This window comes from Streptomyces sp. M41(2017) (genome assembly GCF_002078175.1).
Lineage (GTDB): Bacteria > Actinomycetota > Actinomycetes > Streptomycetales > Streptomycetaceae > Streptomyces.
On the sequence record NZ_MWFK01000002.1, the window covers coordinates 254,102 to 278,955 of the forward strand.

General features: G+C 69.0%; 29 protein-coding genes. 16 read left to right on the plus strand and 13 right to left on the minus strand.

Annotated elements, in window-relative coordinates:
* Positions 1–400 precede the first annotated feature (400 nt).
* Entirely contained in the window at positions 401–628 is a 228-nt protein-coding gene (locus B0675_RS26825; RefSeq protein ID WP_081222191.1) for a hypothetical protein, read from the plus strand.
* 172 nt (positions 629–800) lie between these two features.
* Here the strand turns inward: B0675_RS26825 and B0675_RS26830 are convergent, their stop codons facing one another.
* Both B0675_RS26830 and B0675_RS26835 read right to left on the minus strand, forming a co-directional pair.
* Positions 801–1,238, minus strand: coding sequence for a lamin tail domain-containing protein (locus B0675_RS26830; protein WP_081223899.1), 438 nt, complete (start codon positions 1,236–1,238; stop codon positions 801–803).
* A 422-nt stretch (positions 1,239–1,660) separates the two neighbouring features.
* Complete coding sequence (locus tag B0675_RS26835) at positions 1,661–2,869, minus strand: PP2C family protein-serine/threonine phosphatase (protein ID WP_107482850.1); 1,209 nt, start codon at positions 2,867–2,869, stop codon at positions 1,661–1,663.
* Between the two features lie 1,066 nt (positions 2,870–3,935).
* Between B0675_RS26835 and B0675_RS26840 the strand changes: the two genes are divergently transcribed.
* The 6 genes from B0675_RS26840 (at position 3,936) to B0675_RS26855 (ending at position 8,107) form a co-directional block, all read left to right on the plus strand.
* Positions 3,936–4,247, plus strand: a complete 312-nt coding sequence (locus tag B0675_RS26840) for a hypothetical protein (protein ID WP_081222193.1) — start codon at positions 3,936–3,938, stop codon at positions 4,245–4,247.
* Positions 4,248–4,539: 292 nt separating this feature from the next.
* A complete protein-coding gene (locus tag B0675_RS41520) occupies positions 4,540–4,737 on the plus strand; it encodes a hypothetical protein (RefSeq protein ID WP_179165427.1) in 198 nt (65 codons plus the stop codon).
* 552 nt (positions 4,738–5,289) lie between these two features.
* Complete coding sequence (locus B0675_RS40725) at positions 5,290–5,661, plus strand: hypothetical protein (RefSeq protein WP_107482851.1); 372 nt, start codon at positions 5,290–5,292, stop codon at positions 5,659–5,661.
* Positions 5,662–5,682: 21 nt separating this feature from the next.
* A complete protein-coding gene (locus B0675_RS42465) occupies positions 5,683–5,808 on the plus strand; it encodes a hypothetical protein (protein ID WP_277625257.1) in 126 nt (41 codons plus the stop codon).
* A 313-nt stretch (positions 5,809–6,121) separates the two neighbouring features.
* Positions 6,122–6,586, plus strand: a complete 465-nt coding sequence (locus B0675_RS26850; RefSeq protein ID WP_081222194.1) for a CBS domain-containing protein — start codon at positions 6,122–6,124, stop codon at positions 6,584–6,586.
* 222 nt (positions 6,587–6,808) lie between these two features.
* Positions 6,809–8,107 carry an ArsB/NhaD family transporter gene (locus tag B0675_RS26855; RefSeq protein WP_081222195.1) on the plus strand — a complete coding sequence of 433 codons (1,299 nt, stop codon included), beginning with the start codon at positions 6,809–6,811 and terminating at the stop codon, positions 8,105–8,107.
* Between the two features lie 32 nt (positions 8,108–8,139).
* Here B0675_RS26855 and B0675_RS42195 read toward each other — a convergent pair whose 3' ends face one another.
* Complete coding sequence (locus B0675_RS42195) at positions 8,140–8,664, minus strand: hypothetical protein (RefSeq protein ID WP_241540009.1); 525 nt, start codon at positions 8,662–8,664, stop codon at positions 8,140–8,142.
* Positions 8,665–9,036: 372 nt separating this feature from the next.
* Between B0675_RS42195 and B0675_RS26865 the strand changes: the two genes are divergently transcribed.
* Positions 9,037–9,315, plus strand: a complete 279-nt coding sequence (locus B0675_RS26865; protein WP_081222196.1) for a hypothetical protein — start codon at positions 9,037–9,039, stop codon at positions 9,313–9,315.
* Positions 9,316–9,708: 393 nt separating this feature from the next.
* Here the strand turns inward: B0675_RS26865 and B0675_RS41070 are convergent, their stop codons facing one another.
* The gene (locus tag B0675_RS41070) at positions 9,709–9,924 is read right to left on the minus strand and encodes a hypothetical protein (protein WP_143661117.1); all 216 of its coding nucleotides are present in this window, start codon (positions 9,922–9,924) and stop codon (positions 9,709–9,711) included.
* Positions 9,925–9,933: 9 nt separating this feature from the next.
* Here B0675_RS41070 and B0675_RS41075 point away from each other — a divergent pair, with 9 nt between their 5' ends.
* Positions 9,934–10,269, plus strand: coding sequence for a hypothetical protein (locus tag B0675_RS41075; protein WP_143661118.1), 336 nt, complete (start codon positions 9,934–9,936; stop codon positions 10,267–10,269).
* Between the two features lie 171 nt (positions 10,270–10,440).
* Here B0675_RS41075 and B0675_RS26875 read toward each other — a convergent pair whose 3' ends face one another.
* Complete coding sequence (locus tag B0675_RS26875) at positions 10,441–10,878, minus strand: lamin tail domain-containing protein (RefSeq protein WP_081222198.1); 438 nt, start codon at positions 10,876–10,878, stop codon at positions 10,441–10,443.
* Between the two features lie 1,114 nt (positions 10,879–11,992).
* Between B0675_RS26875 and B0675_RS41525 the strand changes: the two genes are divergently transcribed.
* Positions 11,993–12,151 carry a hypothetical protein gene (locus B0675_RS41525; RefSeq protein WP_179165444.1) on the plus strand — a complete coding sequence of 53 codons (159 nt, stop codon included), beginning with the start codon at positions 11,993–11,995 and terminating at the stop codon, positions 12,149–12,151.
* Between the two features lie 507 nt (positions 12,152–12,658).
* On the opposite strand, the gene B0675_RS26880 is transcribed toward B0675_RS41525, so the two are convergent.
* The gene (locus tag B0675_RS26880; protein ID WP_179165445.1) at positions 12,659–13,270 is read right to left on the minus strand and encodes a hypothetical protein; all 612 of its coding nucleotides are present in this window, start codon (positions 13,268–13,270) and stop codon (positions 12,659–12,661) included.
* A gap of 195 nt (positions 13,271–13,465) precedes the next feature.
* Here B0675_RS26880 and B0675_RS41530 point away from each other — a divergent pair, with 195 nt between their 5' ends.
* Both B0675_RS41530 and B0675_RS26885 read left to right on the plus strand, forming a co-directional pair.
* Positions 13,466–13,603 (plus strand): hypothetical protein, encoded by a 138-nt coding sequence (locus B0675_RS41530; RefSeq protein ID WP_179165446.1) that lies wholly within the window; start codon positions 13,466–13,468, stop codon positions 13,601–13,603.
* Positions 13,604–13,839: 236 nt separating this feature from the next.
* Positions 13,840–14,085 carry a DUF3761 domain-containing protein gene (locus B0675_RS26885; protein WP_107482852.1) on the plus strand — a complete coding sequence of 82 codons (246 nt, stop codon included), beginning with the start codon at positions 13,840–13,842 and terminating at the stop codon, positions 14,083–14,085.
* Positions 14,086–14,201: 116 nt separating this feature from the next.
* Here B0675_RS26885 and B0675_RS26890 read toward each other — a convergent pair whose 3' ends face one another.
* A complete protein-coding gene (locus B0675_RS26890; protein WP_347110052.1) occupies positions 14,202–14,729 on the minus strand; it encodes an NmrA family NAD(P)-binding protein in 528 nt (175 codons plus the stop codon).
* A gap of 434 nt (positions 14,730–15,163) precedes the next feature.
* Here B0675_RS26890 and B0675_RS26900 point away from each other — a divergent pair, with 434 nt between their 5' ends.
* Positions 15,164–15,409 (plus strand): hypothetical protein, encoded by a 246-nt coding sequence (locus B0675_RS26900; protein ID WP_081222202.1) that lies wholly within the window; start codon positions 15,164–15,166, stop codon positions 15,407–15,409.
* Positions 15,410–15,723: 314 nt separating this feature from the next.
* On the opposite strand, the gene B0675_RS26905 is transcribed toward B0675_RS26900, so the two are convergent.
* From B0675_RS26905 to B0675_RS26915, 3 genes are all read right to left on the minus strand, one after another.
* Positions 15,724–15,969 carry a hypothetical protein gene (locus tag B0675_RS26905; RefSeq protein WP_143661119.1) on the minus strand — a complete coding sequence of 82 codons (246 nt, stop codon included), beginning with the start codon at positions 15,967–15,969 and terminating at the stop codon, positions 15,724–15,726.
* A gap of 128 nt (positions 15,970–16,097) precedes the next feature.
* Positions 16,098–16,670, minus strand: coding sequence for a hypothetical protein (locus B0675_RS26910; protein WP_081222204.1), 573 nt, complete (start codon positions 16,668–16,670; stop codon positions 16,098–16,100).
* Positions 16,670–19,240: a type II toxin-antitoxin system prevent-host-death family antitoxin gene (locus B0675_RS26915; protein WP_081222205.1), complete on the minus strand. Its 2,571-nt coding sequence runs from the start codon at positions 19,238–19,240 to the stop codon at positions 16,670–16,672. Before B0675_RS26915 ends, B0675_RS26910 begins: the two co-directional genes overlap by 1 nt.
* A 460-nt stretch (positions 19,241–19,700) precedes the next feature.
* Here B0675_RS26915 and B0675_RS26920 point away from each other — a divergent pair, with 460 nt between their 5' ends.
* Positions 19,701–21,017, plus strand: coding sequence for a beta-propeller fold lactonase family protein (locus B0675_RS26920; protein WP_081222206.1), 1,317 nt, complete (start codon positions 19,701–19,703; stop codon positions 21,015–21,017).
* Between the two features lie 47 nt (positions 21,018–21,064).
* Here B0675_RS26920 and B0675_RS26925 read toward each other — a convergent pair whose 3' ends face one another.
* The gene (locus B0675_RS26925) at positions 21,065–21,793 is read right to left on the minus strand and encodes a CchlQ (protein ID WP_241540010.1); all 729 of its coding nucleotides are present in this window, start codon (positions 21,791–21,793) and stop codon (positions 21,065–21,067) included.
* Between the two features lie 261 nt (positions 21,794–22,054).
* On the opposite strand from B0675_RS26925, the gene B0675_RS26930 reads away from it, so the two are divergent.
* Positions 22,055–22,738 (plus strand): GAF and ANTAR domain-containing protein, encoded by a 684-nt coding sequence (locus B0675_RS26930; protein ID WP_081222207.1) that lies wholly within the window; start codon positions 22,055–22,057, stop codon positions 22,736–22,738.
* Between the two features lie 334 nt (positions 22,739–23,072).
* Positions 23,073–23,390, plus strand: coding sequence for a hypothetical protein (locus B0675_RS26935; RefSeq protein ID WP_081222208.1), 318 nt, complete (start codon positions 23,073–23,075; stop codon positions 23,388–23,390).
* Positions 23,391–23,406: 16 nt separating this feature from the next.
* Here the strand turns inward: B0675_RS26935 and B0675_RS26940 are convergent, their stop codons facing one another.
* Positions 23,407–24,327 (minus strand): 3-methyladenine DNA glycosylase, encoded by a 921-nt coding sequence (locus tag B0675_RS26940; RefSeq protein WP_081222209.1) that lies wholly within the window; start codon positions 24,325–24,327, stop codon positions 23,407–23,409.
* Between the two features lie 54 nt (positions 24,328–24,381).
* Positions 24,382–24,810, minus strand: a complete 429-nt coding sequence (locus B0675_RS26945; RefSeq protein ID WP_081222210.1) for a hypothetical protein — start codon at positions 24,808–24,810, stop codon at positions 24,382–24,384.
* Between the last annotated feature and the right edge of the window lie 44 nt (positions 24,811–24,854).

Here is a 24,854-nt window from a genome sequence, read left to right on the forward strand (position 1 = left end):
ACAGGGGCACCCCCACTCCCCCGGACCGATGATGGGCTAGCGACACGGTGCCGGGGCCCGGACGATGTCCGCTGTCTTCCGAACGGGATCGACCGGTGGGTCTCGTCTACCACTCGCATCTCGATTCACACCGGAAGACGCCAGACGGGTGCACTAACGCAATCCACGACGAGATGCGCGTCGTGTCGCGCGGTGGTGCAGGTGGATGTGGGAGCACTGGGGTTTCCGCTTGGACGATGACCGTCAGAGCTGAGGCGGGGCGCCGTGGCGTGGAGGCGGGACGTCCCCTGGGACACCTTCCCAGTCGCCACCGTGGGCAGCAGTGCGGCCGACTCGGGATGCGAGGCGCGAGGCGGCGGGTGACGGTGGGAGCCGTATCAGCCCATCTTCCGGGAGAGTCATGATCGTCAAGTTCCTGTATGACAAGGGTCTGCGCAGTCAGCACGCAAACACGGTCGCCTGCCTGAGCATCGGCTTGTCCGTCGCCTCCTGGGTAGCGTCCAGGCAGATCGAGCCCGCGGGTATCGACCGGGCGGACCGGTGGGGCATCTTCGTCGCCACCTGGCCGGCGACCTGGTTCGGGCTGGGACAGGCCCTCGCCGACTACGAACGCTCCACCACCGTCTGACCCCTACACGGCTTTCACCCAGGCATAGCCCCTGCGCGTTACCCACCAGAAGGAATCAGCCGCAGGGGCGCCTGGCCGGAGGGGCAGGCCCGGCCGTCCGGGCCTGCCCCTCAGTCCGCGGCCGGGTGCCTCCGGTATCCGTGGCGAAGACACCCAGCCCGCTCAGGCGCGGTCAGCGGTGGTGGTGACCGTGGTGGCCGCGGTGGCCCCAGGAGGCTTCGTCGACGAGGCGGCCGTGGTCGTTGCGCAGGGTGGCGGTGTCGGAGTCGTTGTCCCACACGTAGTTGCGGCGGTCCTGGTAGACGTCCCGGTCGGTGTCGAGGCCGATCCCGGTGTGGACGCGGACGGTGGCGCGGCCGGCGAGGCGGTAGTGGTCGAAGGTGTAGGTGCGGCCGTCCTCGTCGGAGAGGGTCCAGCCGTCCAGGTTCACGCCGTGGCGGGAGTAGTTGGTGATCTCCACCCACTCGCTGTTCAGGGAACGGTTGGAGCGGTTGTCCCAGCCCGGGGAGTCGTACTGAACGTTGCTGATCTCCACCCGCTCGCGGTGCGGGCGGTGGTCAGCTGCCGAGGCGGGCACGGCGATCGCCGCAGTGATCGCTGCCGTGGTCATGGCGGCGGCGGTCAGACGACGAACGGTCACAGATACGGTCACAGGTTCCCCCTGCATTGTGCGGCACAAGCCCAAAACCGCCTGGTGGCGGCCGGGTTGTGCGGAGTGCGGGTGGCGGCCGGCCGGCCGCGCATTCACACCATGCCCGCCTCGATCGTCCGATGTGAACGACACTCGGGCGGCGTTGCCGATCACCGACACCGCTGTGACACTCGCCTGCAATGTCCATCTATGTCATGAAGGGGCGCGCGAACTCCGGCGCCAGCTGGAGAGGCCTTGGGAGGACTGGGCGGCACCCGAATCCGGGCGATCTCGAGCCGGGAGCCGAGGATTTGCTGTCACCCGAAAGTGAGTAACAAGCCCTCCGTGACATGCCCCGAGGCAGCGCTCCGGAGATACGTCACGCCTCCCACGGACAGCCGCTAAAGGCGGGTGGGGTTGGGTGCGGACGCGGCGGTGAGGTCGGCTCCGGTGTCTGCTGTGCGCTGCGAGCTGGTGGTGCCGTGCCAGTCCAGGCAGATGACGGTCGCGTCGTCTTTCAGGTGGCCTTGGCCGGCGTCGACGACCGCGCCGATCAGGGCACGGGCGGCTTCTCGCGGATGCAGTGGACGGGTGTCGGCGATCAGCTTGGGCAACTCGATTGAGGTGGCGTTGCGTTCGAGCATGCCGTCGCTGAAGAGTACGAGCCGGTCGCCGGGCCGTAGGTCGAGTGTCTGCCTGCGGTAGGCGTGCGGGGGTTTGAGACCGAAGGGCAGGTCGACCTTCGGCCGGATCTGCTGCACGTGGCCGTCCCGCAGTCGCAGCGGCCAGGGGTGGCCGGCGTTGACGAACTCGGTGGCGCCGTCGCGGAGATCGATCCTCAGGAGCTGGCCGGTCACATAGCCACGCTGATCGTTGTCACGCATGGCCTGATCTGCTTGTCTCGCCTGTTCCACCAGGTCGGCGCCCGCGCGCCGGGCCCGGCGCAGGGCGCCCACAACCAGGGTGGCCAGCAGGGCTGCTTGGACGTCGTGGCCCATGGCGTCGGTGATCGACAGCTGCACGGTGTCGCGGTCCAGCACGTAGTCGAAGGTGTCTCCCCCGACGTGATCGGCCGGCTCCAGCGCGCCGGCGACCGCGAACTGCGCCGCCTCGCAGGCCAGTGAGGACGGCAGGAGCCGGTGCTGGATCTCCGCGGCGAGGCTCAGCGGCAGAGTGCGCCTGCCCCACTGGTACAGGTCGGTGAAGGGCCGGTTGGCGATGACGATGTAGGCAAGTGCGTGTGCGGTCTCGCTGATCTCGCGCATCACCTCCGCGTCCGGTGCGGCAGGCAGGAACAGCTCCAGGAGACCGATGGCGTCCCCGCGGTTGGTCACCGGGGCCACCACCCGCGTGTGCGCGGTCTGGCCCCTGGTTTCTACCGCCGGACGTTGGGTGCGGATCACGTCGTCGTAGACAGTGCCTCGCAGGGCGATACGGCGGGCCGGCTCACCGGTCCCGATGCTGCCCGCCGCCCCCAGCCGCACCACCGAACTGCCCGTGAAGTCCGTGATCAGAAAAGACACCGCCACCGCTGCGAGCCGGTCCCGCAAAATCCGGGCGACGACATCGAGGGACTCCACCGGCGGCGCGCTCTCCGCCGCCTCCAGCATCTGCGCCAGCGTGGTCGCACCGCCCTCACTGCTCCTGCCCGCCGCACCGCGATCGGCGCGCTTCCCTGCGACACTTGGCCTTTTCACCGTCACCGCAACACCTCGCTCCTTCACGGCGCCCGGGCACCTCTCAGAGGCGGGCGTTCCGTGGCCCACACGGCATGGGCAGACCATCCTGACACTGACGAGACCGCGCGCTAACGCAGGGCAGCCGGGCGAGCTGTCCCCCGCCATCCGTTCACCGCGCAGGTAGCCCTCCGAGACGGACACTCGTGCCCCGGGCGCCGCCATGTACACCCGTGCACCGGGCAGGAGCGGGAGCCTCGTGCGACGACTCTCGGCCTGAGGTAGGAAATCGAGTTTTGTCGTCAGAAGGTTGGTTACTCAAGGCGGTGCGGCATTGGGGGCCGCAGGGAAAAGCCTGGACATGTGGGGTTCAGGACGTTCCCGCCGGCGGCGGCTACGGCGGGAACACACCGGTCGGCCCGCTCCTCGCATGAGGCGGGCCGACCTATGCCGTCACGGCGACGACCTACGGCAGCGGTCTCCAGGAAGCACGCCTCAGGCGCGGGGTGCTCTGGAAGCGGATCGCGCTCCCCCACCGTTCCGTCCACAGCCCGAAGACGGCCCGACCTGGCTTCCCGCACACGCCATTGACGCTCGGATCAGCATCAGCGACCGGCGGCACCGTCAGTGTCATCGTGTCGAGACCTCCTTCTCTCAGCCCCTCCCCGCGTCTCGAACAAAAATAGAACAGATGTCATGCGGGGGCAGAGCCCAGCTGCCGTGTCCGGAAGCCCGCACCGTCGTTGAAAAGAGCAGCGCGCAGGCTTCCCCCGGCCCACCGAGCGGACTTCGAGGGCCCCTCCCCGTGCGCGCACCACCCGGAGCGGGCCCTTGGTCTTTCCCCTGCCTTCCCGTGGGGCGATGTCTGCAAGGCCGCAGCCCCCTGCCCCGACCGAGACCCGTGCCGTCGCATGCGGGCGTTCAGCCGTGCCAAGGGATTGACCACCAAGGTCGACCGGGTTTTGGGTGGTGGTCCGACACAGCAGGAGGGGGCGCCGCAATGAGCCAGGACATCACTCCAGCCAGGGCGAGCACGGACGAGTGGCTGTACGAGATCACCGCCGAGGCCCGCAAAAGCGGCGCCCGCGTCTTCAGCGTGAGCGTGCCCCTCAACCACGCCACCACCCCAGGCCTCGTGTCCGAGCCCCTCCTGGCGGCCGCAATCGAAGGCGTGGAAGCACAGGGCTGGCAGCTGGAGAGCGTGACCTCCTACGGCGGCGCCCTGCCCACCTACACGACACCGCCCCACGAGAACACCGCCCAGTTCTGGGCGCTGCTCGTCTTCCGCACCACCTACAAGGGCATCGTCTGACCCCGGCCTTCGACGGCAGGATGCAGGGTCCGGCATCGTGTCCTGGCCGGCTCTAGCGTCGTTGAACCGGACAGCGCGCATCCGTTCCATGTCTCCACAGCCATGCCGGATGCGCGAGCGGCCGAAGGCCTCGACTATCCGCTGCCCGGGTTAGGGTTCTCGGCCGTAGCCCGGTCCCGACCGCGCTCTGGACGGGACCGGGCTACTTCCCCCGCGGCTGGCGAACCTGCGCGGTCCACACTGCCGTCACCTACATCCGGTGAGTGGCAGACCCGGCGGCAATACTCACCTCATGGCGATCACGATGACGAGCTACGCAATCCGCTGGACGGACCCCGACGGCGTGCCGCGCGCAGCCGGCGTCTCCTACGACAAGGCCAGCGCCGAGGACCGCAAGACGCGATTGACCGCGGAGAAGGGCACGCCGCATCGAGATCGTGCCGGTCAAGTCCGGGGAGCGGCTTCAGCCTGTGAGCTGACAGCCGCATAGCCTCCCGTGGGGAGCCGGGAGGAGCGGCGGGCCCGTACACGGCGACGCGGCGGGGCCCGAGCGGCTTCCGTCCCGGGGACGTCAGGAAGACCGCACCACCACCATGCACCCCTTCCCGGTCAGCGCGATAGATCACGGCCGGAAATAGGCGCACGTCGAGTGCTCAGACGCCCGCTCCCCCGGCGGAGAGCTGGGCGCCTGTGTGCGCAGGCGTGGTGAGTAGCCCGGCCTCCGGGTGTGCACGCGAGGGAGGCCGGGCTTTGCTGAGCCCCCTGACCAGGCAGTGGACATCAGGTGCTCAGCTCTCGCATCCAGGTTCACGGCCGGGGACGCGAGCGACATCCTGCTCAGCGACGCCCGACGCGCCGGGACACGACATCCGGGCCCACCACTGCTCGGCAACACACCAGCTCAACATGCCCTGTGCGGGGGCTGCGGGAGGTGTGACGAGATGCTTTTGAGGGTGTTCGGGTGGTTCGGCGCTGCTGGTGCAACCGTGTCGGGGCGGGCCGCCTCCTGGACATCAACAGAGCGTCGGATGCTGGAGGATGCATGCAGGAGTGGCAGTACTCACCGACCGACTCGACGTTGCCCGAGCTGGCGCTGGATCCCTACCGCTGCGGATTCGACGCGCACACGACCGTAAGCGGCGTAGAGACAGGAGAACCCTGGGGGGACGAGGACTGGCGGGTCCCAGCCCAAGCACGGCCCGCCGAACAGCAGGCGTCGTGGCCCGCACCGGACCCCAGCCAACGACTGCCCTTCGCGATGGCCGCGCACGACCGGCGCCGCCTGGAACTACAGGCCACACTCATCCGGGCGGGAGTTGCGCCCGCGCCCGGAGACCTGCACGCCGTGGAAGCGCTGAGCGCCCTCGACGACGTCGTCAACGACGCCCTCCAGCGATGGATCGCGCCACACTGAGCGCGGGCCCCCACCAGCGTGGTGCCCCACGGTCGCCTCACGCAGCCCGGCGGCGTCAACGAGGCGTATTCAGGCCGGAGGGTCATCGGCTCGCTCATCCTGCTCGCCCTGTACCGGGTCATCACCGGCAAGCACCGCCACGCCTGACCGTAGATCAGCACCTTCGGCGAAATCGGCTCCGTCCTCCCCTTTCAAGGGAGGACGGAGCCGCCGTCTTTTCCCCGGCGCGCCAAAGCGTGCAGAACGCCCTGGCAGGCTGCAATACATGGCTGTCCCCATCAGAGACTCCAGGCCGCCAGGGCGGCGAGCCGTCGGGGTGCGGGTGCCGGAGAGGGCAGGCCGCGGTAAACGTGAGGCTCCGCCTCAGGGCCGCGGTTGTATCGTGCCGATACGGTCGGCGGTGGTCGGCTGGAGGCCTGAAGTGCGAAAGCCGTCGGCGGCGGCGGGACGGGAGCCGGTTGTGCGCGCGCGTGACTTGACGGAGGAGTACGAGACGGTCAGCCTCGACAGTGATGCTCTGGCCGCAGCGCGATTGATGGCCGAGCAACGGCTTCCGGCGCTGCTGGTGCTGGACGGAGCGGGTGCGCCGAAAGCGATTCGGCCAGCATCGCAGATGATCAAAGTTGTGGTGCCCGGATATGTGATCGAGGACCCGACCCTGGCGGCCGTGATCGACGAGCACCACGCCGACCGGCTGTGCTCCGCGTTGAAGGGCCGCACCGTACGCGACTGCCTGTCGACGACCACACCGCCACCTGCCATCGCCGCCGGCGACCACACAGCGCTGGAGGTCGCCGCGCTGATGGCGCAGGCCCGCAGCCCCCTCGTGGCCGTCATGGACACAGGCACGGCGGGCGCGCAACTTCTGGGCGTCATCACGGCTTCTCATCTGCTGGAACGCCTGCTGGCCGCCAGCGCCGCCTGAGCCGGGCCGTCCCGCCCACCCTGTTCTTTGGTTGCGGGTTTTCAAGTAGACGGCGCCGGGCCGGACTGCAACGGCTGCCCGGATCCGGCGGTCGCGTTCTGTCGGCAGTGCCGGCCACCTGCTTGTTAAGGAAGCGTCAAGAGCCGGTAGGGTTCGTCGCGGTGTGCCGGGAAGTCTGGTCGGCGATAGGGACAACTCTGTCTTCCGATCGGGGCGCGCACGGTGAACGACTGGCACAGCTGGGCGGCGATCATCGTCTTCGTCGGCGCCTATGCGCTGATCATCAGCGAGAAGATCCACCGCGTCGCCGTCGCCCTCGGCGGCGCGGGCCTGATGCTGGCGATCGGGGCGACCGACGACGTCTCGGCGTTCTACTCCGAGGACTCCGGCATCGACTGGAACGTCATCTTCCTGCTCATGGGCATGATGATGATCGTCGGTGTCCTCAAGAAGACCGGCATGTTCGAGTACCTGGCCATCTGGTCCGTGAAGAAGGCCCACGCCCGGCCGTTCCGGGTGATGGCCATGCTCGTCGTCATCACCGCGGTGGCCTCGGCCCTCCTCGACAACGTCACCACGGTCCTGCTGATCGCCCCGGTGACCCTGCTGGTCTGCGAACGCCTCGCGCTGCCGGCGGCGCCGTTCCTGATCGCCGAGGTGTTCGCCTCGAACATCGGCGGGACCGCGACCCTCGTCGGTGACCCGCCCAACATCATCATCGCCAGCCGGGCCGGCCTGACCTTCAACGACTTCCTCGTCCACCTCGCCCCGCTGACCGTGGTCCTGGTCGCCGTGCTCGTCGCACTGTGCCGGGTGATGTTCCGCAAGTCGTTCGTCTACGACGAGCAGCGGGCGGTGGAGATCATGGCCTTGGAGGAGCGCGAGGCCATCAAGGACCCGCGCCTGCTCGTGCAAGGGCTGATCGTCCTCGCCCTGGTCGTGGCCGGGTTCGTGCTGCACCCGGTGCTGCACTACGAGCCCAGCATCGTCGCGCTGCTCGGTGCCGGGCTCCTCATCGCCGTCTCGACCGCCGAGACCGGCGAGGTCCTCTCGGAGGTCGAGTGGCCCACGCTCGCCTTCTTCGCGGGCCTGTTCATCATGATCGGCGGGCTCATCGACACCGGCGTGATCGACGAGGTCTCCAAAGCCCTGGCCGATGCGATCGGTACCAACGAACTCGGCGGCTCCCTCACCCTGCTGGGCGCCTCGGCGGTCCTCTCCGGTGTCGTCGACAACATCCCCTACGTCGCCACGATGGCGCCGATCACCAGCGACCTCGTCCACACCATGGGCGGCGGCAGCGACCACGTCATGTGGTGGGCCCTCGCCCTCGGCGCCGACCTCGGCGGCAACGCCACCGCCATCGGCGCCTCGGCGAACGTCGTCGTCCTCGGCATCGCCGAACGCAACCGCCAGCCCATCACCTTCTGGCAGTTCACGAAATACGGCCTGATCGTCACCGCCGTCACCGTGGCGATCTCCTTCGCCTACGTCTGGCTGCGCTACTTCGCCCTCGCCTGATGATGGTGTCGCGTCGGGCGGCACCAAGTTGGCTAGAGCGCTTCTGTGGTCGAGGTGGGTGATTCCTCTTCCGCCGGGGTCCCGCGGCCGATCGTCATGGACCAGTGCACGGCAGAAGATGCCTCGACGGACACGACGCCGCTGTGTTCCACGCCTTTGACCGCGACCTGGTTGTAGGTGGTGCTGACTTCGCCGGCCTGGCACTCCAGCGGGAAGGAGATATGCACGGACCGGACAGCGACCTTGATCTTCCCCGCGCCCTGGCAGCGCACCGCGACGATCAGCGCGTCTCCCTTCTTGCCCTCGGTGAAGGCGAGTGCGGCGTTCCCGGTGGTCGCCTTCTGGCGGCCAGCGAGTGTCTCACCGGCGTCCAGCTCCGGAGGCTGCTGGACCGCGGGCTGTGTCGTGCTCGGAGTGGGCGTGGCCTTCATCGACGGCTCGGACGAACGTGCGGCCGGGGACGCCTTGCTGTCGTCATGCCCGGACGAGCAGCCGGTCAAGGGGGCGAGCAGCGTGGCGCACGCGACGATCAGGGCTGCGCGGGTTCGACGTGGCACATCAGTCCTCCCAACTAACCCACCCAAAGCAGTGGTGGTCGACCCCGGCTCACTGCCCGGCTGGCAGCCCGCATCGCTCCGGCCGTACGCCCGAACCCCCTGCGAATCCCAGCGATCTTCCTGGGCCTTTGCCATGTCCTCCCCCAACTCGATCGTTGTGACCCGATCCCCGCGGCGTGTCCCTGCGGGGCCGTCAAGGGCTCTCAACGCAGCCCGCTACACGACGAGTTGCAGCTGCTGGTCTCCCGTAAGGGTCGCTGTTTTCGTCCGATCATGCGACACCCTGGCGCACTTCTCATCGTTGCCTCTCTTGCCCTCGCAGCGTGCCAGCCTTCCCCGCAAAGCGGGACGACCAACTCCCCTCCACCGCACGTGGCCGCCGGAATCGACAGTGATGCCCTGAGCGAAGGCGAACGCCTCTACCTGGACGATCTCCTCCCCAAGGCACCCAGCACCGAAGTCGGCACACGGTGGAAGAAGACCGTCACGTCGAAAAGAAAGAGCGACCTGGACATGCTCTTCGACGGCGAACGGCTGACCTTCTGCAAAGCCCATCGGCGCGACAAAGAAACTTTCATCGGTCGAATGGGGCAGGACGAAGGGTATTTCGCGTTCCAGCGGCAGGAAGCCACCCAGAAGAATCTGTGCTGACCGGACCATCCGCTGCTCCACATCCTGATTTGCCTCGTTTCCCGCCCATTGATCGACGGATGCAATTCCAAAGTAGCGGCTTCTTCGTAGCGTCCGGACCGCCCCGTCATCCGTTCTGGAGGCTGAACTCGCAGCCGTCGGTACCCACTCCAACGTCGGAGAGGATGACCGGCTAGCAGGCAATGACTGCTAGCTAGCCGAGCCCCCGTCCCACTACGCTCCTGGAGCGCAACGTGGCTGGTGAGGGCTGTCACGCCTGTCACGTCGCGCGTGCTGAGACTGAAAGGGCAGGGGCTGTCGGGTGACGAAGCGACTGACCCGGCTGTGTGACGGTGCGACAACATGGGGGCGTGCGTGGAGTGGGGAACAGTTGCCAGCGTCATCGCTGGCGGGCTAATAGGCCTCAGCGGCGACACCATCGGCAGAATCGGTGCCCGGCGCCAAGCTCGGCGGGCCCGGCAGGAAGCCCTGGAGGATGCCGAGACAGCACGACAGCACGCGATCGAGGACGAGGGCAGGAAAGCCCGGCAAGACCGTCAACGCCACGCGGTAGAGAAGATTCTGGGCGCCTACCTGGAGCACCCGATCCTGCTGGTCGGTCAGAAGCATGAGGACACCGTGCGGAGCGCCACCGACATCTATCGCGTCCTGGCGTTCGAGCAGTCGTTCCTGCTGGACGACGACCTACGCCACCGCATCGTGGAGATCAGCGATCTTCTGGACCTCGCCGTAGCCGACGCAGTACCGGGATACTCCCTCCCGGAGGTCGCGTTTTTGTCGAGGAGCGAAACACGGATGCTCATGGGGGCCTGGTCCCGCGGCAGCGAACTGCCGGACTCCATCAAAAGCTGGCACGACATACGGCAGTTGCGCCCACAGATCGCAGCCCAGTGGCAGCAGACGCTCCGCGACAGGGGCCTGTCCATCAGCCTCCCGCCACTCTCCATCTACTGAGACCGACGCCGAAGCAGCGCCGGACATACAGCAGCCCTCGACCGGAATCTGGTCGAGGGCTGCTGTATGTGTTGTGGTCGTGAAGGGCGGGCCCGGTATCCGGGCCCGCCCCTCCTTCACGCCGCGGCCGGGTGCCTCCGGTATCCGTGGCGAAGACACCCGCCCGGGCGGTCAGCGGAGGTGGTGACCGTGGTGGCCGCGGTGGCCCCAGGAGGCTTCGTCGACGAGGCGCCGGTGGTCGTTGCGCAGGATCGCGGTGTCGGAGTCGTTGTCCCACACGTAGTTGCGGCGGTCCTGGTAGACGTCCCGGCGCGTGTCCAGGCCCGTGCCGGTGTGGACGCGGACGGTGGCGCGGCCGGCGAGGCGGTAGTGGTCGAAGGTGTAGGTGCGGCCGTCCTCGTCGGAGAGGGTCCAGCCGTCCAGGTTCACGCCGTGGCGGGAGTAGTTGGTGATCTCCACCCACTCGCTGTTCAGGGAACGGTTGGAGCGGTTGTCCCAGCCCGGGGAGTCGTACTGAACGTTGCTGATCTCCACCCGCTCGCGCTGCGGGCGGTGGTCAGCTGCCGAGGCGGGCACGGCGATCGCCGCAGTGATCGCTGCCGTGGTCATGGCGGCGGCGGTCAGACGACGAACAGTCGTCGATACGGTCACAGGTTCCCCCTGCATCGTGCGGGCACAACCCCAAGACGCCCTGTTGGGAGCCGGGTTGTGCGGTGTGCGGGTGGCGGCCGGCCGGCCGCGCATTCACACCCTGCCCGGCTTGATGGCGCGATGTGAACGACGCTCGGATGGCGTTGCCGATTGCCCACACCGTCGTGACACTCGCCTGCAATGTCCATCTACGTCATGAAAGATCGAACGAACCTGCACACAGGAGCGCCTGCCCTTGGTAGGACTGGGCGCCGCCCGGAACCGGCCCACTCCCCGGCCTCGGCGGAGCGCACTCCCGTCACCCGTAAGTGAGTAACAGCGTCACGGCGAACAGCCCGTCCGGCAGAGCCGTCCGCGCCCACACTCACCGCTTGCCCCGTCCTCGCAACCACCGGCGCGTCAGGCCACTGACCAGCACGATGCACAAGCCGATTCCGATCACGGGCAGCGCCCACCCGTCAGGTATCCACGCCCTCGCTGGACAAAAACACGAGCACCCCTTCACGTCAGCGGACTGGCATCGACAGCGCTCGCGGCCCGCGCCGACTTCGAGTGCTCACGACGAACGCGCCCATCGCGACAGCACACACCACAGTTGGGCACGCGGGAATTCAGCGCCACCACCCAGTGCCCCTTGAACAGCGCATCAGTCCCGGGGCTCCACGCGCGCCACGACAGGCCCCGCGGTCTTGCCCGCTGGCCACACTAGTGACGGCGCCGGTCCGGCCGCGACAGGCGGCCGTCGCGGCGGTTGTCCGGACCCCTGCTCGGAGCCGTGTGCTCCGCGCAACCTGCCCCCACCGTGTCCTGGTGGGGGGGGCTTGCTTATACCTCAGTGCCTGTCCGCTTTCACCCGGTACCCCCTCCTTAACGAGTTCTGCGTCGGCGAGATGGTCCTCGTCTGGGACGACCTCCCCCACTGACAGCGGCCACTTGTGCGGCCTACCCCTCACACCGGCACGGTCCCCGTCATGCGCGTTCGAGCTGGCCACTCGCCTCGCTGTCACCGCTCTCGATCTGTCCGGGACGGGACACCTTTTTCGATTCGAACTCCGCAGGAGGACTACCAACAATGTCCAACGAACCGCGCGACGACCGTCACTCTGTTGCCCTGCTCCTGATGGGCACGGCGTTCGCCGGACTGCTCGCCGTGCTCTACCCGGGACTTGTGCCGGCCCTCGGAGTCGCCGCGGCGGTCTTCATGGCGCTGTACCTGTTCCTAAGGCTCTGATCCGACGACTGACGACCTCCGCGGCAGCCGTGACTGTCCTTGCCGGCGGGCTGAGGCCCCGGCTGCTTCGGCCGCCGTTCCTGCCCGGTCCGGGGCGGCCTGTACGACCACGTACACGGTCACGGGGCGGACGGTCGGCGTGCGGCGTCCCGCGTGGAACGAGGGCCCAGTGGCCCGGCCCGACAGCCCGGTCGACCCATAACTGCACCGCGGCGACGTCCTCGCCTCCTGCACCGCCGCGGTCGCCCGGACACCGAGCGGCCCCGCTTACCGCAAGTGCGGCCGCACCGGCTCAACCTGGCGCGTGGTCCAAGGCGGACAGATCCCCGCCACCTGCCTCCGCCGGACCTGACCTCTCGACCCCAAGCCGGAGCCTCGGTGAGCCGGTCGCCCTCGGCGGCCAACAGGAACGGTCTGGTCCGTCACCACGGGGGGAGCGACGGACCAGACGCACGGCCCACGATGGCACAACTCCAGCTTCCACGGCGCGGCTTCGCTCCTCAGGCCTCAGGAGGAGGGGCTCCAGCGGCCGAAGCGGGCCAGCAACGCCCGCGCCCCGCTCTCGTCCAGGCCCAGCGCCGCGGCGGCCTGCCCGGGGTCGGCGTCCCTGCGGGCATCACGGGCCGGCCAGTACGCGGTCTGCGCCGCGAGGACCTCCAGATGCCGCGCGGCGCGGATCGCCGCCAGCGGCGACGACTTCGCCAGCTTCTCCACCTCGACCTCCAACTGCTCCAGCAGGACCGTGACGGCTTCCGGGAGCGGCACGGCCGAGCGCTCCACGTCTACGGTGTGCGCGTCCCAGTCCCGCATACACGTGTCCGCCGCACCCGCCCCCGCCGTCTGGAGGTCCTGGTCGCCGATCTCCTCCCCGTCCAGTCGTTGCTCGGGCCCGTTCCAGCCGCAGGAGCACACCGCGCGCAGCGCGGCCGTGCGCGGGCCCTGCCGGGGGCGGCCGTCGTAGACGCTCCACTGCGACACCGCCTGGCCGCCACCACCCGAGCTTGCATCGAAGTAGACGGGCCGCGGCACCGTCCCGTCGTCCAGGACCACGCCGACCGCCCCGGTGTGACAGGACCCGAACTCCTCCGTCGTCCACGTCTCCCGCTCGCCATCCCCCACAGCCCCGCCCCTTCCCAACCGCGTCGCGCCGCCATGCCCGCGGCGCCGAACACGACCATGCCGCAGCCACGGCAGGTCGCACGCCGGAATCACCGAAGAGGTGAACCAGCTCCGCGGCACCTGAAGGCCTGGCGCGCTGGTACGGGGGCACGCGGGCTCAGACGCAGTTGCTCACACCGCGGGGAAAGAAGGGCCATGACCAGCAGCGAGTGGATTGTGACGGCAGTGGGCGGACGGGCGCCGGACTTCGTCCCGACGTGGGTGCAGGTGCTGCTCTTCGCTGTGCCGATGGCGATCGTCGCCGTGGTGATGTACCGGCGCAGCAAGTCCTAGCCCGAGATCGTGACTGCTGCGGACCGTGCCCGCGCCCGTCTTATCCGCTTGGCCACGGGAGTCGCGCTGCTGTGAGGCCTCGTGTCGAGCCGTCGTACGGAAGTTCGCTTGCCTCGAACGTCTTGTGACACACCGGCTACGACTGTCACGGTCTGGTCTGCAACTACGCGGAACAACCTGGCGATGAGGGTGACCGGCCCATGATCGTCTCCTTCCGATCATCGAGGGGGATTCTCATGCTCACCACCTTCCGCGGCGTCGTGGCCGCAGCCGTTATGGCCGGCGCGCTGCTGACACCGGTGGCCGTCGCGACCGATGCCGTCGCGGCCTCGTGCGCCCGGCACACCACCGGCGTCTGCAAGGCCAACTCCTCCCACCCGCGCGGCGCGACCGCGAAGTGCAAGGACAACAGCTACTCCTACAGCGCCCACTTCCGCGGCACCTGTTCCCACCACCGCGGCGTCAAGTACTGGTACCGGTAGTCAGGCACGCGCTGTGGCGCCGTCCGACCGTGGACGGCGCCGCAGCGCGTTGCGCTTCGCACCGCAGACCAGGCCGCGCCCCCGCCGGGGCGCGGCCTGGTCTGCGGTGCTGAGGGTCAGGCGGCCTTGTATTCGAGTTCGAACAGGGCGCGGTGTTCGTTGATGAACTCTTCGACGGTGGCGAGACGCTCGCCGATGATGGTGGGGGCGTCGTCGCTGATGCCCGCCAGGCGGCCTTCCTGCTGGTCGATGGTGACGGCCTCGAAGTGCTTGAGCTTGGGCAGGTCGTCGCCGATGCCGATGAGGTGGAGGAAGGTCGACACGGTGACGTGCTCGAACTCCAGGTCCTTGCCCAGGACGCGGCTGACTTCGGCTGCGAGCTCCTCGTGGCTGTACTCCGCCGGGCCGGTCAGGACGTAGGTCTGGCCGGCGTGCTTGGCCGGGTCGGTGAAGATCTTGGCTGCGGTGAGCGAGATGTCGCGGCCGGCGATGGGGGCGAAGCGGCTGTCGGCGTCGAACGGCATGGCGTAGCGGCCGTAGCGGATCAGGCCCGAGATGTAGAGGAGCCACTGCATGAAGAAGGTGATCCGCAGGTGGGTGGTGGGGACCCCCCGGGCCCTGTGTCTGGCCGGGCAGCGAGGCATACCTGGCGCAGCTGCCCCACGACACGATCCTGGTACGAGTGCACTGCCACTGCTGATGCCCCACAAAAGCTGTGCCAGAGCCCCTAGGGTTCAACGAAGCCAACCCGCAGCAGCGGATGGCGGCGGAGGATGTCCTGCTGGTAGTCAGCGAGCTCGCGACGAACGCCGTCAGAGCGGACCGTCACCTGGCGGTCATCAGCGGTCGCTGCGCGGGTAGTTGGCGGAGATGAAGCTGTGGTGGAGGTCGATGGCGGCTGCGTTGGTGGGGTTCGGTGTCATGGTGATGTTCTGGCGGCTGGTGCGGCATGAACCGTGGGGGGTGTCACTGCTCGCTGCCGGCTTCTGGGCGATCTCCTGGTCCTTGATCTTTTGGTGGTGGGCGCGGCGGCAGGCTGGGGAGCGACAGAAGTAGGCATGCGGGGTATGCGGCCCAGATGAAGCTCACGAAAAGAACGCGGGATGTCCTGACTGTGGCGGCGCTCTACGTGGTTGTCGTGGTTGCCCTGCGCTTCTCAGGAAGCGGCATGGGCTGGTTGATGGCGTTGGTGATGGGCCTTGTTGTCACGCCGTTGGCGCTGTGGATGACGTGGCTGCGTCGGCATTTCACGCAGCGGGCGAGGGAGTTTGGCCGTCGGCACGGGTCGGCGGCGTGGCCAGAGGATCGTCACCGTCGCGGCTGATCGCGGTGAGCTGGACGGCCACTGGCCTCCTCCTGCGGCTCCCGCTCCTCCACTGACCGGACGACCGTGCCGTGCTCGCTGGGACAGTCCTCGGTATGTAGACGGAAGTGCGGGTAGGGGCCGGGCTCGATCCCTCCGTCCAGCCATCCAGCGAGCCATTCCTTGAGCGACAGTGTGGGGCCAGGGCACAGCATGTGTAGGGGTCCCAGTCCCAGATCCGTCCTTCCTCGGTCGTGAAGTCAACCAGCGTCCACATGGCGCACCACGGCCCATCAGCGGAGCGACGCCGGGCGGCTTCACCGGATTGAAGCCCATTAGCAGTGAGCCTCCATGATGTCCGGTTCGTCACTGAACCACTCGCCGTTGTCGGTCACCGACGGGACGGGCCAGCTACCGAACCCGCCGTCGGCGACCTCGAGATACAGGCGCCGCAGCAAAGGCGGAAACGCCATGCCCATACTGGCCTCACCGCATGCAACGTCTGCGGGTGAAGCGGGCGGCGGCAGGGCGCGGTCCAAGACGGCTGCCCGCACCGCCTCGATAAGTTCGTCGTCCGTCATGCTTTGCCCCATCGCCTCGTCTTGCGATGTGCTCCCCCGTGGGCGCGAACACGGCCCACGGTGGCAGATCCACGCCACTGCCGTGCACGACAACAGCCGGGCCGCCTCGGCCGTGTCAGTCCGGGTCCTCAGCGGAGTTCGACGGTGTACGAACTCCCGCTGAACTCCCAGCCGTCGGTGCCGGCGCCGATGTCGGAGACGATGATCTCGTCGATGAACAGGTCTTCGAGGTCGTCGTCACGCAGGTCTCCGGCGAGCCAGCGGGTCTCGATGTCGGTCCAGTCGCCGCGGCTGGCGTCGATCCGCAGGGGGGCGGCGCGGCGGTTGCCGCGTTCGCGTTCGTCCGCGCCGGTCTTGACCAGGCCGCTGATCTCGTACGTGCCGTTTTTGACGGTGTCGGTGAGGGGCTCGGCGGCCACGATGGCGACGTTTTCGTAGGCGGTGTGGATGAGGTCGCGGTAGCTGCGGCGCACGTTGTACTCGGGGTCCGACAGCCACTTGATCAGGGTCTCGGGGCGGACGTCGAGGCCGGCGGTATCGAGGGCTTCGTAGCCGCGGCGGGTGCCGGTGAGCTGGCTGAGCTGGGCGTGCCAGTGCTGGGCGTTGTAGGTGGACAGGCGGTGGCGTGGGGTGACCTGGGTGCGCAGGAGGTCGTTGAGGGCGGCGCCGAGGGAGCCTCCGCGGCCGGTGGGGCCGGCCATCAGTCGTCACCTTCCGGGATGAACGTGCCGGGCTGGATGAACTTGGCCTTCACTTCGCCGAACCCGGTCCCCACCCGGTACGTGTCGGGTGCGGTCTGGTCGGGGACCCAGAAGATCGCGGCGTCGACGTTGCGTAGGGCGATGAGGGTGTGGCCTGTCTGGACGGCTTTGAAGGCGCTGAACCAGTGGCGGACGGAGGCTTCGGCGACCATGCTCATGCGCCAGTCCGGCCGCCAGAACGGCGACCGCGATTCGGGCCGCTTTGGCCACAGCAGACGCAGGGCGATGGACAGGCGGGTCTTGTAGTTCTTGTACGGCTCTCCCCTGGCCTGGATCAGCTCCGTGCGGGCGTCCTTGGTGGCCTGGTAGAAGGGCTTGAACAGGGACTCGTTGGCCTTGCCCGTCCACGAATCGTGGATGGTCACCGGGTCGGTGAGGTGGCCGTCGCGGTGAAGGCGTTCGAGCATCTTGATGTGCGGGGTGGTCACCCATACCCGGCCCTGTTCGTCGGGCCGCTCCTCAAGGCGGCCGAGCGGGTGCGGCATGCCGGGGTAGTCCCACTCGGGGACAGTGATCTGGTAGATGCCAGCCTGGCTCTTGTCGAAGACATCCAGGGGACCGGTGTGCAGGAGCTTGTTCGGAGCGAGGGGGACCGCGGAACAGGCGGAGGGGAAGGAGCCGTTGCGGTCGATCAGGCACATCAGACCGTCGCCGAACGAGGCGGGCACGTCGAGCCGGTCGCGCCGCACCCGCTTGCCGTTGCGCTCGTGAGCGACGCGGGTACTGGTGACCTCGGGGTGGACCCAGCCGGGCTCACCGTCCATGTCCTCACTGACCAGCGGCCACGGCCCGGCCTCCCGGTCCTCGGTCCGGATGACCGGGATCGGATGCATCTTCGACCGCGCCACCGACTCCTTCAGGATCCGCAGGGCCGGGAAGACCGCGCCTTCCGGCTCGTCGTCCTCATCCCCCGGAACCAGACCGTCATCGTCATCCCGGCGCCCCGTATCGCCGTCCTCGGCGACAGGCGTGACGGCGCCCGCCGAAGCGGGAGCACCTGTCTGAGTCGCTGCGGAGGCGGGGGTGGGGGCGTTGAAGTCGTGCAGTGCGGCGGCGAGACGGCGGCCTTCGACGCTGTCGGGCGTCTGCAGGCCTGCCGCGGCCAGCTCCGCGAGCGGGGCGTGGAGGTCGTCGAGGTCCTTCACGTGCGCGTCGGCAAGTGCGGTGCGCAGCGCCGAGAGGAGACGGGTCGCTTCCGCGGGCAGTCCCTTGACGACGCCGGAGGTGAACGGCAGCGCCGCGTCCGCGAGTTCACGGTCCGCCGCAGTACCCACGGTCTCCGGCAGCGCCTCGACGGCCGCGTCCGTACCGGTGGCAGCCGTGGGAGTGACCGGGGCGGGGCTGGGGCTGGGTGTGGGGGTGGTGTCGAGGAAGCGGGCGTGGGCGAGGTCGGGGCGCAGGCTGGTGGTGGCGATGATGCCCAGGTCGCGTTCGGCGACACTCACGCTCGTCACCTGCTGGCCCGCCGTGTTGGTGAGGGTGAGGACGACGTCGGCGTCCAGGAGGTTGACGACGGCCGGGTCGTCGGTGTCCAGTACCGCGAGGACCGGCACGTTCTGCGAGCGAGCCAGCTCCCGCAGGATCTGGCTGGCCTCCGACAGGTGCTCGCCGGAAAGCGGGAGGCGCGGATTGTGGGCCCGCTGCAGCCGGTCGACGACCACGAGGGCCAGATCGTCGGCAAGAGGCGCGGTGTCGGCGATGGCCTCGGCGGTCAGGTCGCTGCCATCGTCGATGAGCAGCGGCGCGTGACGCAGACGCTCGACCACTTCCTGCTCATCCCGGGTGAGGACGCCGGTCTTGAGGCGGGCGTAGTCACCGCCGGCCTCCGCGGCGATGATGCGGCGCGTGATGTCCGCGCTGCTCGGGCCTGAGGCGGCGTACAGGACACGAGAGTTGCGGACGAGCGTGGCGCGGGCGGCGGCGAGGCCGATCAGGCTGCCGCCCACCTGGGGTTCGGCTGCGACCAGGACCAGGCGGCCCGGGTGCAGGCCACCGGTCGCCTCGTCCAGCCGCGCGAGCCCGAAGGAGAGGCCGGGGGCTGATCCGGTGGCGAGGACGGCGCCGATCGCGTCACCGAGGGTGGCGAGGCGGCGGCCGCGTTCACGGGTGGGAGTGGGCTGGCTGGGCACCGCGCCTCCTGCGGTTGCCGCGCCCTCGGGCGCGGCCGTGTCGGGTGAGAGGGCAAGCTCGTTGGGATCGGCGGGGAGCAGGACGGCGATCGGCGTACTGTTCCGGCGCAGGACCTGGGGCTCTCCCCCGGCCGCCCGACTGATCAGGGTGCCGAACTCCTTCTGCGCCGCACTGAGCGGCCAGACGGGAAAGGCGCCGGTCTTCCGGGCAGCGGGGAACCGGTCCAGCGGGGCCAGCAGAACACGCTCGACCTGTTTGCCGCTCGACTTGTGGATCAGCGTGGTGATCCCTTCGTCTACGGCACTCTTGACCAGGCCGTAGAGATCCCTGCGGGCGTCACTGGCCGACGTCGGCCTCGGCGCCCCTGGCGACTGGCTCACTCACCCTCCCTGGTACTCAACTCCCCTACAGATTACCAGAATCAACACCACTACATAGGCAAAGTCACACACTTACTGGTCTCTACTCACTAACTGGAAGTTCAGCACGCTCTGCGGGCGCCGGGGCGTCCACGGCTTGCTACGCCCCGGCGTACGACCCGCACGCACTCCCCGCGTGCACCCCGCACCTCTCGCACCCGTCTGTACGCGCTCTGCCACGGTACGTAGCGTGTTCCCGTTCCTGTCGGGGCAGGTCAACTCACCACCCAGCGGGTCCCGTTCGCGACGCGGCGGGCCTCCGGTGCGTCAGGGGGAAGCGATGTCCAGGGGTCAGCGACGTGAGCACGTCCGGGCGGTCGGCGTCAGACGCATCAGAGCGGTCCCGTGCCTAGGGCGCTGGAAGCGTCGTGCGACCGGCGCGCTGTCGTCACTGGTACTGGCGGCCGTCGCGGTGGTAGCGGTGCCGTCGGGCCCGGCTGCGGCCGTCCCGTCCGGACCATACCTCTACATCGCCGGATACGGCAGCGGCACCGTGTCGGTGGTCGACCCGGCGACCGACACGGTGGCCGCGACCATCGCCGTCGGCGGCGCTCCTCGCTCCGTGGCGCTCGCGCCGGACGGCACCCGCGCGTACGTCTCCGACTACAGCAGGAACAACAGCAAGGTGTCGGTGATCGACACCACCACCGACACCGTGACCGCCACGATCGCCACCGGCAAGAACCAGGAACAGCTGGGCGTGACCCCGGACGGCTCCCGGGTCTACGTCGCCAACGCCGGCAGTGCGAGCGCGTCGGTAATCGACACGGCCACCAACACGGTGTCCTCCACCGTTCCGGTCACCGGGAGTCCTCGCGGACTCGCGGTGTCGCCGGACGGCTCGCGCGTGTACGTCACCAACTCCGGCAGCACGGTGTCGGTGATCGACACCGCGACTGACACGGTCTCGGCCACCATCGGACTGGGCAACAGCAGCGGACTCGCGGTCGCCTTCGCGCCGGACGGCGCGCACGCCTACGTCTCCAGTGCCGGCGACAACAGGCTCTACGTGATCGACACGGCCACCGAAGCGGTGACCGCCTCCATCGGCGTCGGCCTCAGCCCGCACGGGGTGCTCGTGTCGCCTGACGGCTCGCGCGTGTACGTCGCCAACTACTTCAGCAACGACGTCTCCGTGATCGACACGACGACCAACGCCGTGACCGCCACGATCGCCGTCGGTCAGTATCCATGGGAGATGGCGCTCCAGCAGGGCGGCGACCAGCTCTACGTCTCCAACAGCGGCAGCAGCGACGTGTCGGTGGTCGCGCTCGCCACCAACACGGTGACCTCCCGCTTCGGCGGCGTCGGCAGCACGCCTCTTGGCATCACGTCGGGCGTGGCACGCCCAGCGAAGGCGGACCTCGCCGTGGCGCTGAAGGCCAAGGCCAACGCTCTGCTCCCGGGCGCCATCGGCTACACGCTGAGCGTGCACAACGCCGGTCCAAGCACCGCGACTTCGGCGAAGGTCACCGCGACACTCCCCGCGGGAGTCTCCGCGACCGGACTCTCACCCGGCTGCACCGCCACGGGCAACACGGTCGTCTGCGCGTTCGCGAACATTCCCCCGAGTACGTCCGTCACGGCCGACTTCAAGCTTCCACTGTCGCTGCTCAGCCTCGGACAGATCACGGTCCAAGCGGCACGCACGACCTCGTCCCCGAACGATCCCAACCCCTCCAACGACACATCGTCGGCGACCTGCAGGGTGATTTCCCTCCTGCTCGCCACCTGCTGACGTCCCTGCGGATCGGATATCTCCGCTCCGCCACCGGGCGACCGCCGCTACCCGAACGCGCGTCGAAGTAGACGGGCCGAGCAACCGTGCCGTCGTCCAGGACGACGCCGACCGCCCCTGTGTGGCAGGCCTCCGCCTTGTTCGGTGTCGCCGGTCTGGGCGCCGGCACTGACCATGCCGCAGCCTGCGGGTGGCGTGCCGGTATCACCGAAGAGGTGAACCGGGATCGTGGCGAGGGAGGACCGTGTGCAGCCGCATTGTGGGCAGCGCTCGCGGCCGTCCCAGGCGGACCAGCCGAAGTCGGTCGGGGAGAGAGCGTGGCCCTCCAACTCGTTGCGTACGGCGTCGCGGTAGGCCCAGACGGCGTCCAGGTAGGGGTGGTAGATGTCGTGGAACGCGGGGGCCGAGATACCGGCGCCCGCTGCGACCGCCCTTCGCAGGGCCCGGAGGCGTTCGAACATGGTCTGGCCCGCTCGCGCGATCCGGGGGCTGGCGTCAAGGAAGAGGCGCTCGCGCACCTCGTAGATGCGGGCGTCCGTTAGCGCCAGACGGCTTGCTTCCTCCAGGTCGGTCACCTCGGCGCCGTTCTGCGCGAGGCGGCGGAGATCGGTGTGGGCCACGCCGGCGGCCGCGATGAACTCCGCGTAGACGTCCCGGCGGCGCGCCTGAAGGCCGCGGCGGTGTTCCTGCCGGGTGCGCAGGCGGTCGGCCAGCACCGTGCCTGCTATCGCGATCAGACCGCCGCCCAGTGTGGCGACCAGCGTTCCCCACTCCATCACGTATCCCCCAGGCGGTGTTCGGGAATGGCGCGCCGCCGCGCCGTGCGTCCAGCAGAACCCGCCCGGCGGCGGGGGCTGGCAGGGTACGCCCCAGCGTAGATTCGCGGTTGCGTGACTCTGCCTTTATGGCGGGGTCGTCAGTCGAGCAGGTCGCCCCCGTGTGTGCCGCTCCAGGTCGGCAGGGGAGGATGTCGACCCAGACGTGGCACTGTGCGGTGTCGGTACAGCGTCGGACCGAGTGTCGAGGAAGGACGCAGGATGAACTGGCGCGACTTCGCGGTGGAACTGGCCGCGATGGCGCGTGGCCTGCTCAGCCAGGACTCCGAGCAGGAGACGCTGGACGCGATCACTTCCACGGCGGTCCGCCTGGTGCCCGGGTGTGAGGCCGCCGGCGTACTGCGGCTGAGCGGAGGCAGGGCGCAGACTCTGGCGCCCACCGACTCGCTGGTCGTGGACAGTGACCACCTGCAGGAGCGGTTCGGTGAGGGACCCTGTTTCGACGCCGCGAAGGTTGGTCACCCCGTCTTCCGCATCCACGACCTGACCAGTGAGACCGCGCGCTGGAAGAACTATGCGCCCGAGGCCCGTGCGCTCGGGATCGGCAGCATGATGGGCTTCCTGCTCTACACCAACGAGCAGGACCTGGGAGCACTCGACCTCTACTCGCACCAGCCCGGCGCCTTCGACGAGGACAGCGAGACCGCCGGCTGGCTCCTGGCCTCACACGCCGCTGTCGCCTTCGCAAGCGCACGTCAGCTCACGCAGATGGAACAAGCGGTGGAAACGCGTGGGCTCATCGGGGAGGCGATGGGGCTGCTCATGTCGAGCCATGGTCTGAGCGAGGACGACGCCTTCGCCGTCCTGCGCCGCTACTCACAGGACCACAACATCAAACTTCGCGAGGTCGCCCGGCTCACCGTCGACCACGGCGGCCTCGACTGACCGGCCTCGGCGGGGCGGCTTCCCCGGCTGCTAATCGAACCGGGGAAGCCTGGACGCGACAGACCCCATGGGGTTTGCAACCAGCCACGCCTTGCCCGAGGAGTTCCCTGGTCTGCCTGTTGCATGCGCGGCGCAGGCGTCCGGCCGCGCCGCCGTCGCCGAGGTGCTGGACGCGCGGCTGTATCTGGCGAAGGCGCCGCTCACCGCGCCCAACGACACCACCACGTCCGGGCGGGCACAACGAGTTGGGCACCCCCCAATCCGTATAGCCGTGCCGCGAGTTCGAGCAGGCCTCGCGATGAACACCCGAGCCAGGGAAGGTCATACTCCCTGAATGACGATGCCGACAGGCCCCCTGATTATCTTCGATGACGACCACCATATGTATGTCCTGCCCGACAGGGCGTCGGCTGAGGCGTACTGGGAGATGCCCGACGAGTTCGTCTGCGGTTTCGACTCCCAGGCCCGGCCCTTGCGGATGAGCGGCGCGCCTCATCAGGTCTCGATCGACGTCGGGAGCGCCGAGCCGGCCGAGGCGGAACTGCGCCGTCGCGTCGCGGACCACTACCAGCGATTCCTACCTACGCACGTACCACCTCGAGCGTCTGACCTTGCCCGGTTCGTCGCGGAGCTGCCCGCGACGGTCACGTAGAGCGCTGGTCGCCTCGTCACAGATGTGCGATCCGGCTGTGCGGGGCTCGGTGTGCGCGCCGGTCGGGCAGGGGTCCGCCGAGCAGGATGAGGCGGGCCGCTCGGTGGCGCTGTCCCGGGTAGGGGGCGAGGAGCTGCAGCATGAGCTCGTCGGTGCCGTCGCGGCGGCCGGTGAGGGCGTAGCCGATCTGCACGGGCAGGTGGAGGTCGCCGAGGGTGAGGGCGTCCGGTGCGCCGAGGGCGCGTTGCAGTGTCTCTGCCGCGGTCCAGGGGCCGATGCCGGGGATCAGCTGGAGGCGGGCCGTGGCGTCGGGCAGGGTCATGGCTGCGGCTTCTTCCAAGCGCGGGGCGTGGTGGCAGGCGCGCAGGATCGTGGTCGCTCGGGCGCGGTCGACGCCGGCGCGGTGCCATTCCCAGGACGGGATCATTCGCCACACCTGCGGCGGGGGCATGACGCGCATCCCGTCGGGTGCGGGCCCGGGCGGCGGTTCTCCGTAGCGGGTGAGGAGTCGGCGCCAGGCGTAGTGGGCGGAGCCGGTGGTGATGCGCTGCTCCAGCACGGTCGGTACGAGCGATTCCATGACCAGCCCGGTCCGCGCGAGGCGCAGGCCGGCGTGCTTGCGGTGCGCCCGTGCGACGACCTGGTGGCGGGGTACGAACGCGGCGGGTTCGTCGTCGGTGCCCAGCAGGGCGGGGAGGGCGTACATCGTCCAGTCGGATCCGGGCCCCCAGGCGTCACTGGCGATCACGGTTCCGTCGGCTGGGCTGACGTGCTCGGTGATCTTCAGGGTGGCGGGGCCGTGGGGTGTGCGGCAGGTGCGCCACCAGGTGCCGTCCGTTTCCCGCCGGCAGGTCGGGTCGCCCGCGCCGCGGCGCAGCACCCGCAGTGTGCGGGCCAGGTCGTACGGCTCGGGCGGCACCCATAGACGGCGGGGCATGCACCCACCCTAGGCGGCGCCCATGAGGGGCCCAAGGGTGTGCGGGAACCGTTCTCAGGCGGCTGTTTCGACGTCCGCTTGCTTAAGCGAGGCTGGGACCGCACCTTCGGCGTGTTTGAGCGCCATGCGCGCCGCAACCAGGGCTCCGCCCTTGATGCCCTCCGTCTCGCACCGTTCCCACCAGGCGTGGCCCTGCACGGCGGCTGTCGCGGCCCGGAGGTCGCCCCAGAGCTTGTCGTAGGCGGCGGCTTCTTCCGCCGACCAGCCTTCCGTGGCCGGACGCCCAGCGCGCTTGCGTTCCTTGTCGTCCGGCCATCCCTCGTGGGGTTCACGCGACCAGGGGAGGTTCGCCTGCAGGGCGTGGAGCTCGGCGTGGAGCGTGGCTTCCCGAAGCTGGGCGTCCAGCAGGTCCAGGGGGAAGGCGAGCGGGTCGAACGGGGCGTCGGCGGGCGCGGTGGTGTCCCTCGGGGCGGGGGTGGTCATATCTCGGAGCTTAGTTCGAGTCGCCGACATCCCCGGCGGGGGCA

What these genes read in the sequence shown, in the direction of transcription:
- B0675_RS26825 (WP_081222191.1), top strand. Translation starts at nt 401, where the DNA reads ATGATCGTCAAGTTCCTGTATGACAAGGGTCTGCGCAGTCAGCACGCA.
- B0675_RS26830 (WP_081223899.1), bottom strand. Translation starts at nt 1,238, where the DNA reads ATGACCACGGCAGCGATCACTGCGGCGATCGCCGTGCCCGCCTCGGCA.
- B0675_RS26835 (WP_107482850.1), bottom strand. Translation starts at nt 2,869, where the DNA reads ATGCTGGAGGCGGCGGAGAGCGCGCCGCCGGTGGAGTCCCTCGATGTC.
- B0675_RS26840 (WP_081222193.1), top strand. Translation starts at nt 3,936, where the DNA reads ATGAGCCAGGACATCACTCCAGCCAGGGCGAGCACGGACGAGTGGCTG.
- B0675_RS41520 (WP_179165427.1), top strand. Translation starts at nt 4,540, where the DNA reads ATGGCGATCACGATGACGAGCTACGCAATCCGCTGGACGGACCCCGAC.
- B0675_RS40725 (WP_107482851.1), top strand. Translation starts at nt 5,290, where the DNA reads ATGCAGGAGTGGCAGTACTCACCGACCGACTCGACGTTGCCCGAGCTG.
- B0675_RS41070 (WP_143661117.1), bottom strand. Translation starts at nt 9,924, where the DNA reads ATGCTTCTGACCGACCAGCAGGATCGGGTGCTCCAGGTAGGCGCCCAG.
- B0675_RS26875 (WP_081222198.1), bottom strand. Translation starts at nt 10,878, where the DNA reads ATGACCACGGCAGCGATCACTGCGGCGATCGCCGTGCCCGCCTCGGCA.
- B0675_RS41525 (WP_179165444.1), top strand. Translation starts at nt 11,993, where the DNA reads ATGTCCAACGAACCGCGCGACGACCGTCACTCTGTTGCCCTGCTCCTG.
- B0675_RS41530 (WP_179165446.1), top strand. Translation starts at nt 13,466, where the DNA reads ATGACCAGCAGCGAGTGGATTGTGACGGCAGTGGGCGGACGGGCGCCG.
- B0675_RS26885 (WP_107482852.1), top strand. Translation starts at nt 13,840, where the DNA reads ATGCTCACCACCTTCCGCGGCGTCGTGGCCGCAGCCGTTATGGCCGGC.
- B0675_RS26890 (WP_347110052.1), bottom strand. Translation starts at nt 14,729, where the DNA reads ATGCCTCGCTGCCCGGCCAGACACAGGGCCCGGGGGGTCCCCACCACC.
- B0675_RS26900 (WP_081222202.1), top strand. Translation starts at nt 15,164, where the DNA reads ATGAAGCTCACGAAAAGAACGCGGGATGTCCTGACTGTGGCGGCGCTC.
- B0675_RS26905 (WP_143661119.1), bottom strand. Translation starts at nt 15,969, where the DNA reads ATGACGGACGACGAACTTATCGAGGCGGTGCGGGCAGCCGTCTTGGAC.
- B0675_RS26910 (WP_081222204.1), bottom strand. Translation starts at nt 16,670, where the DNA reads ATGGCCGGCCCCACCGGCCGCGGAGGCTCCCTCGGCGCCGCCCTCAAC.
- B0675_RS26925 (WP_241540010.1), bottom strand. Translation starts at nt 21,793, where the DNA reads ATGGAGTGGGGAACGCTGGTCGCCACACTGGGCGGCGGTCTGATCGCG.
- B0675_RS26930 (WP_081222207.1), top strand. Translation starts at nt 22,055, where the DNA reads ATGAACTGGCGCGACTTCGCGGTGGAACTGGCCGCGATGGCGCGTGGC.
- B0675_RS26935 (WP_081222208.1), top strand. Translation starts at nt 23,073, where the DNA reads ATGACGATGCCGACAGGCCCCCTGATTATCTTCGATGACGACCACCAT.
- B0675_RS26940 (WP_081222209.1), bottom strand. Translation starts at nt 24,327, where the DNA reads ATGCCCCGCCGTCTATGGGTGCCGCCCGAGCCGTACGACCTGGCCCGC.
- B0675_RS26945 (WP_081222210.1), bottom strand. Translation starts at nt 24,810, where the DNA reads ATGACCACCCCCGCCCCGAGGGACACCACCGCGCCCGCCGACGCCCCG.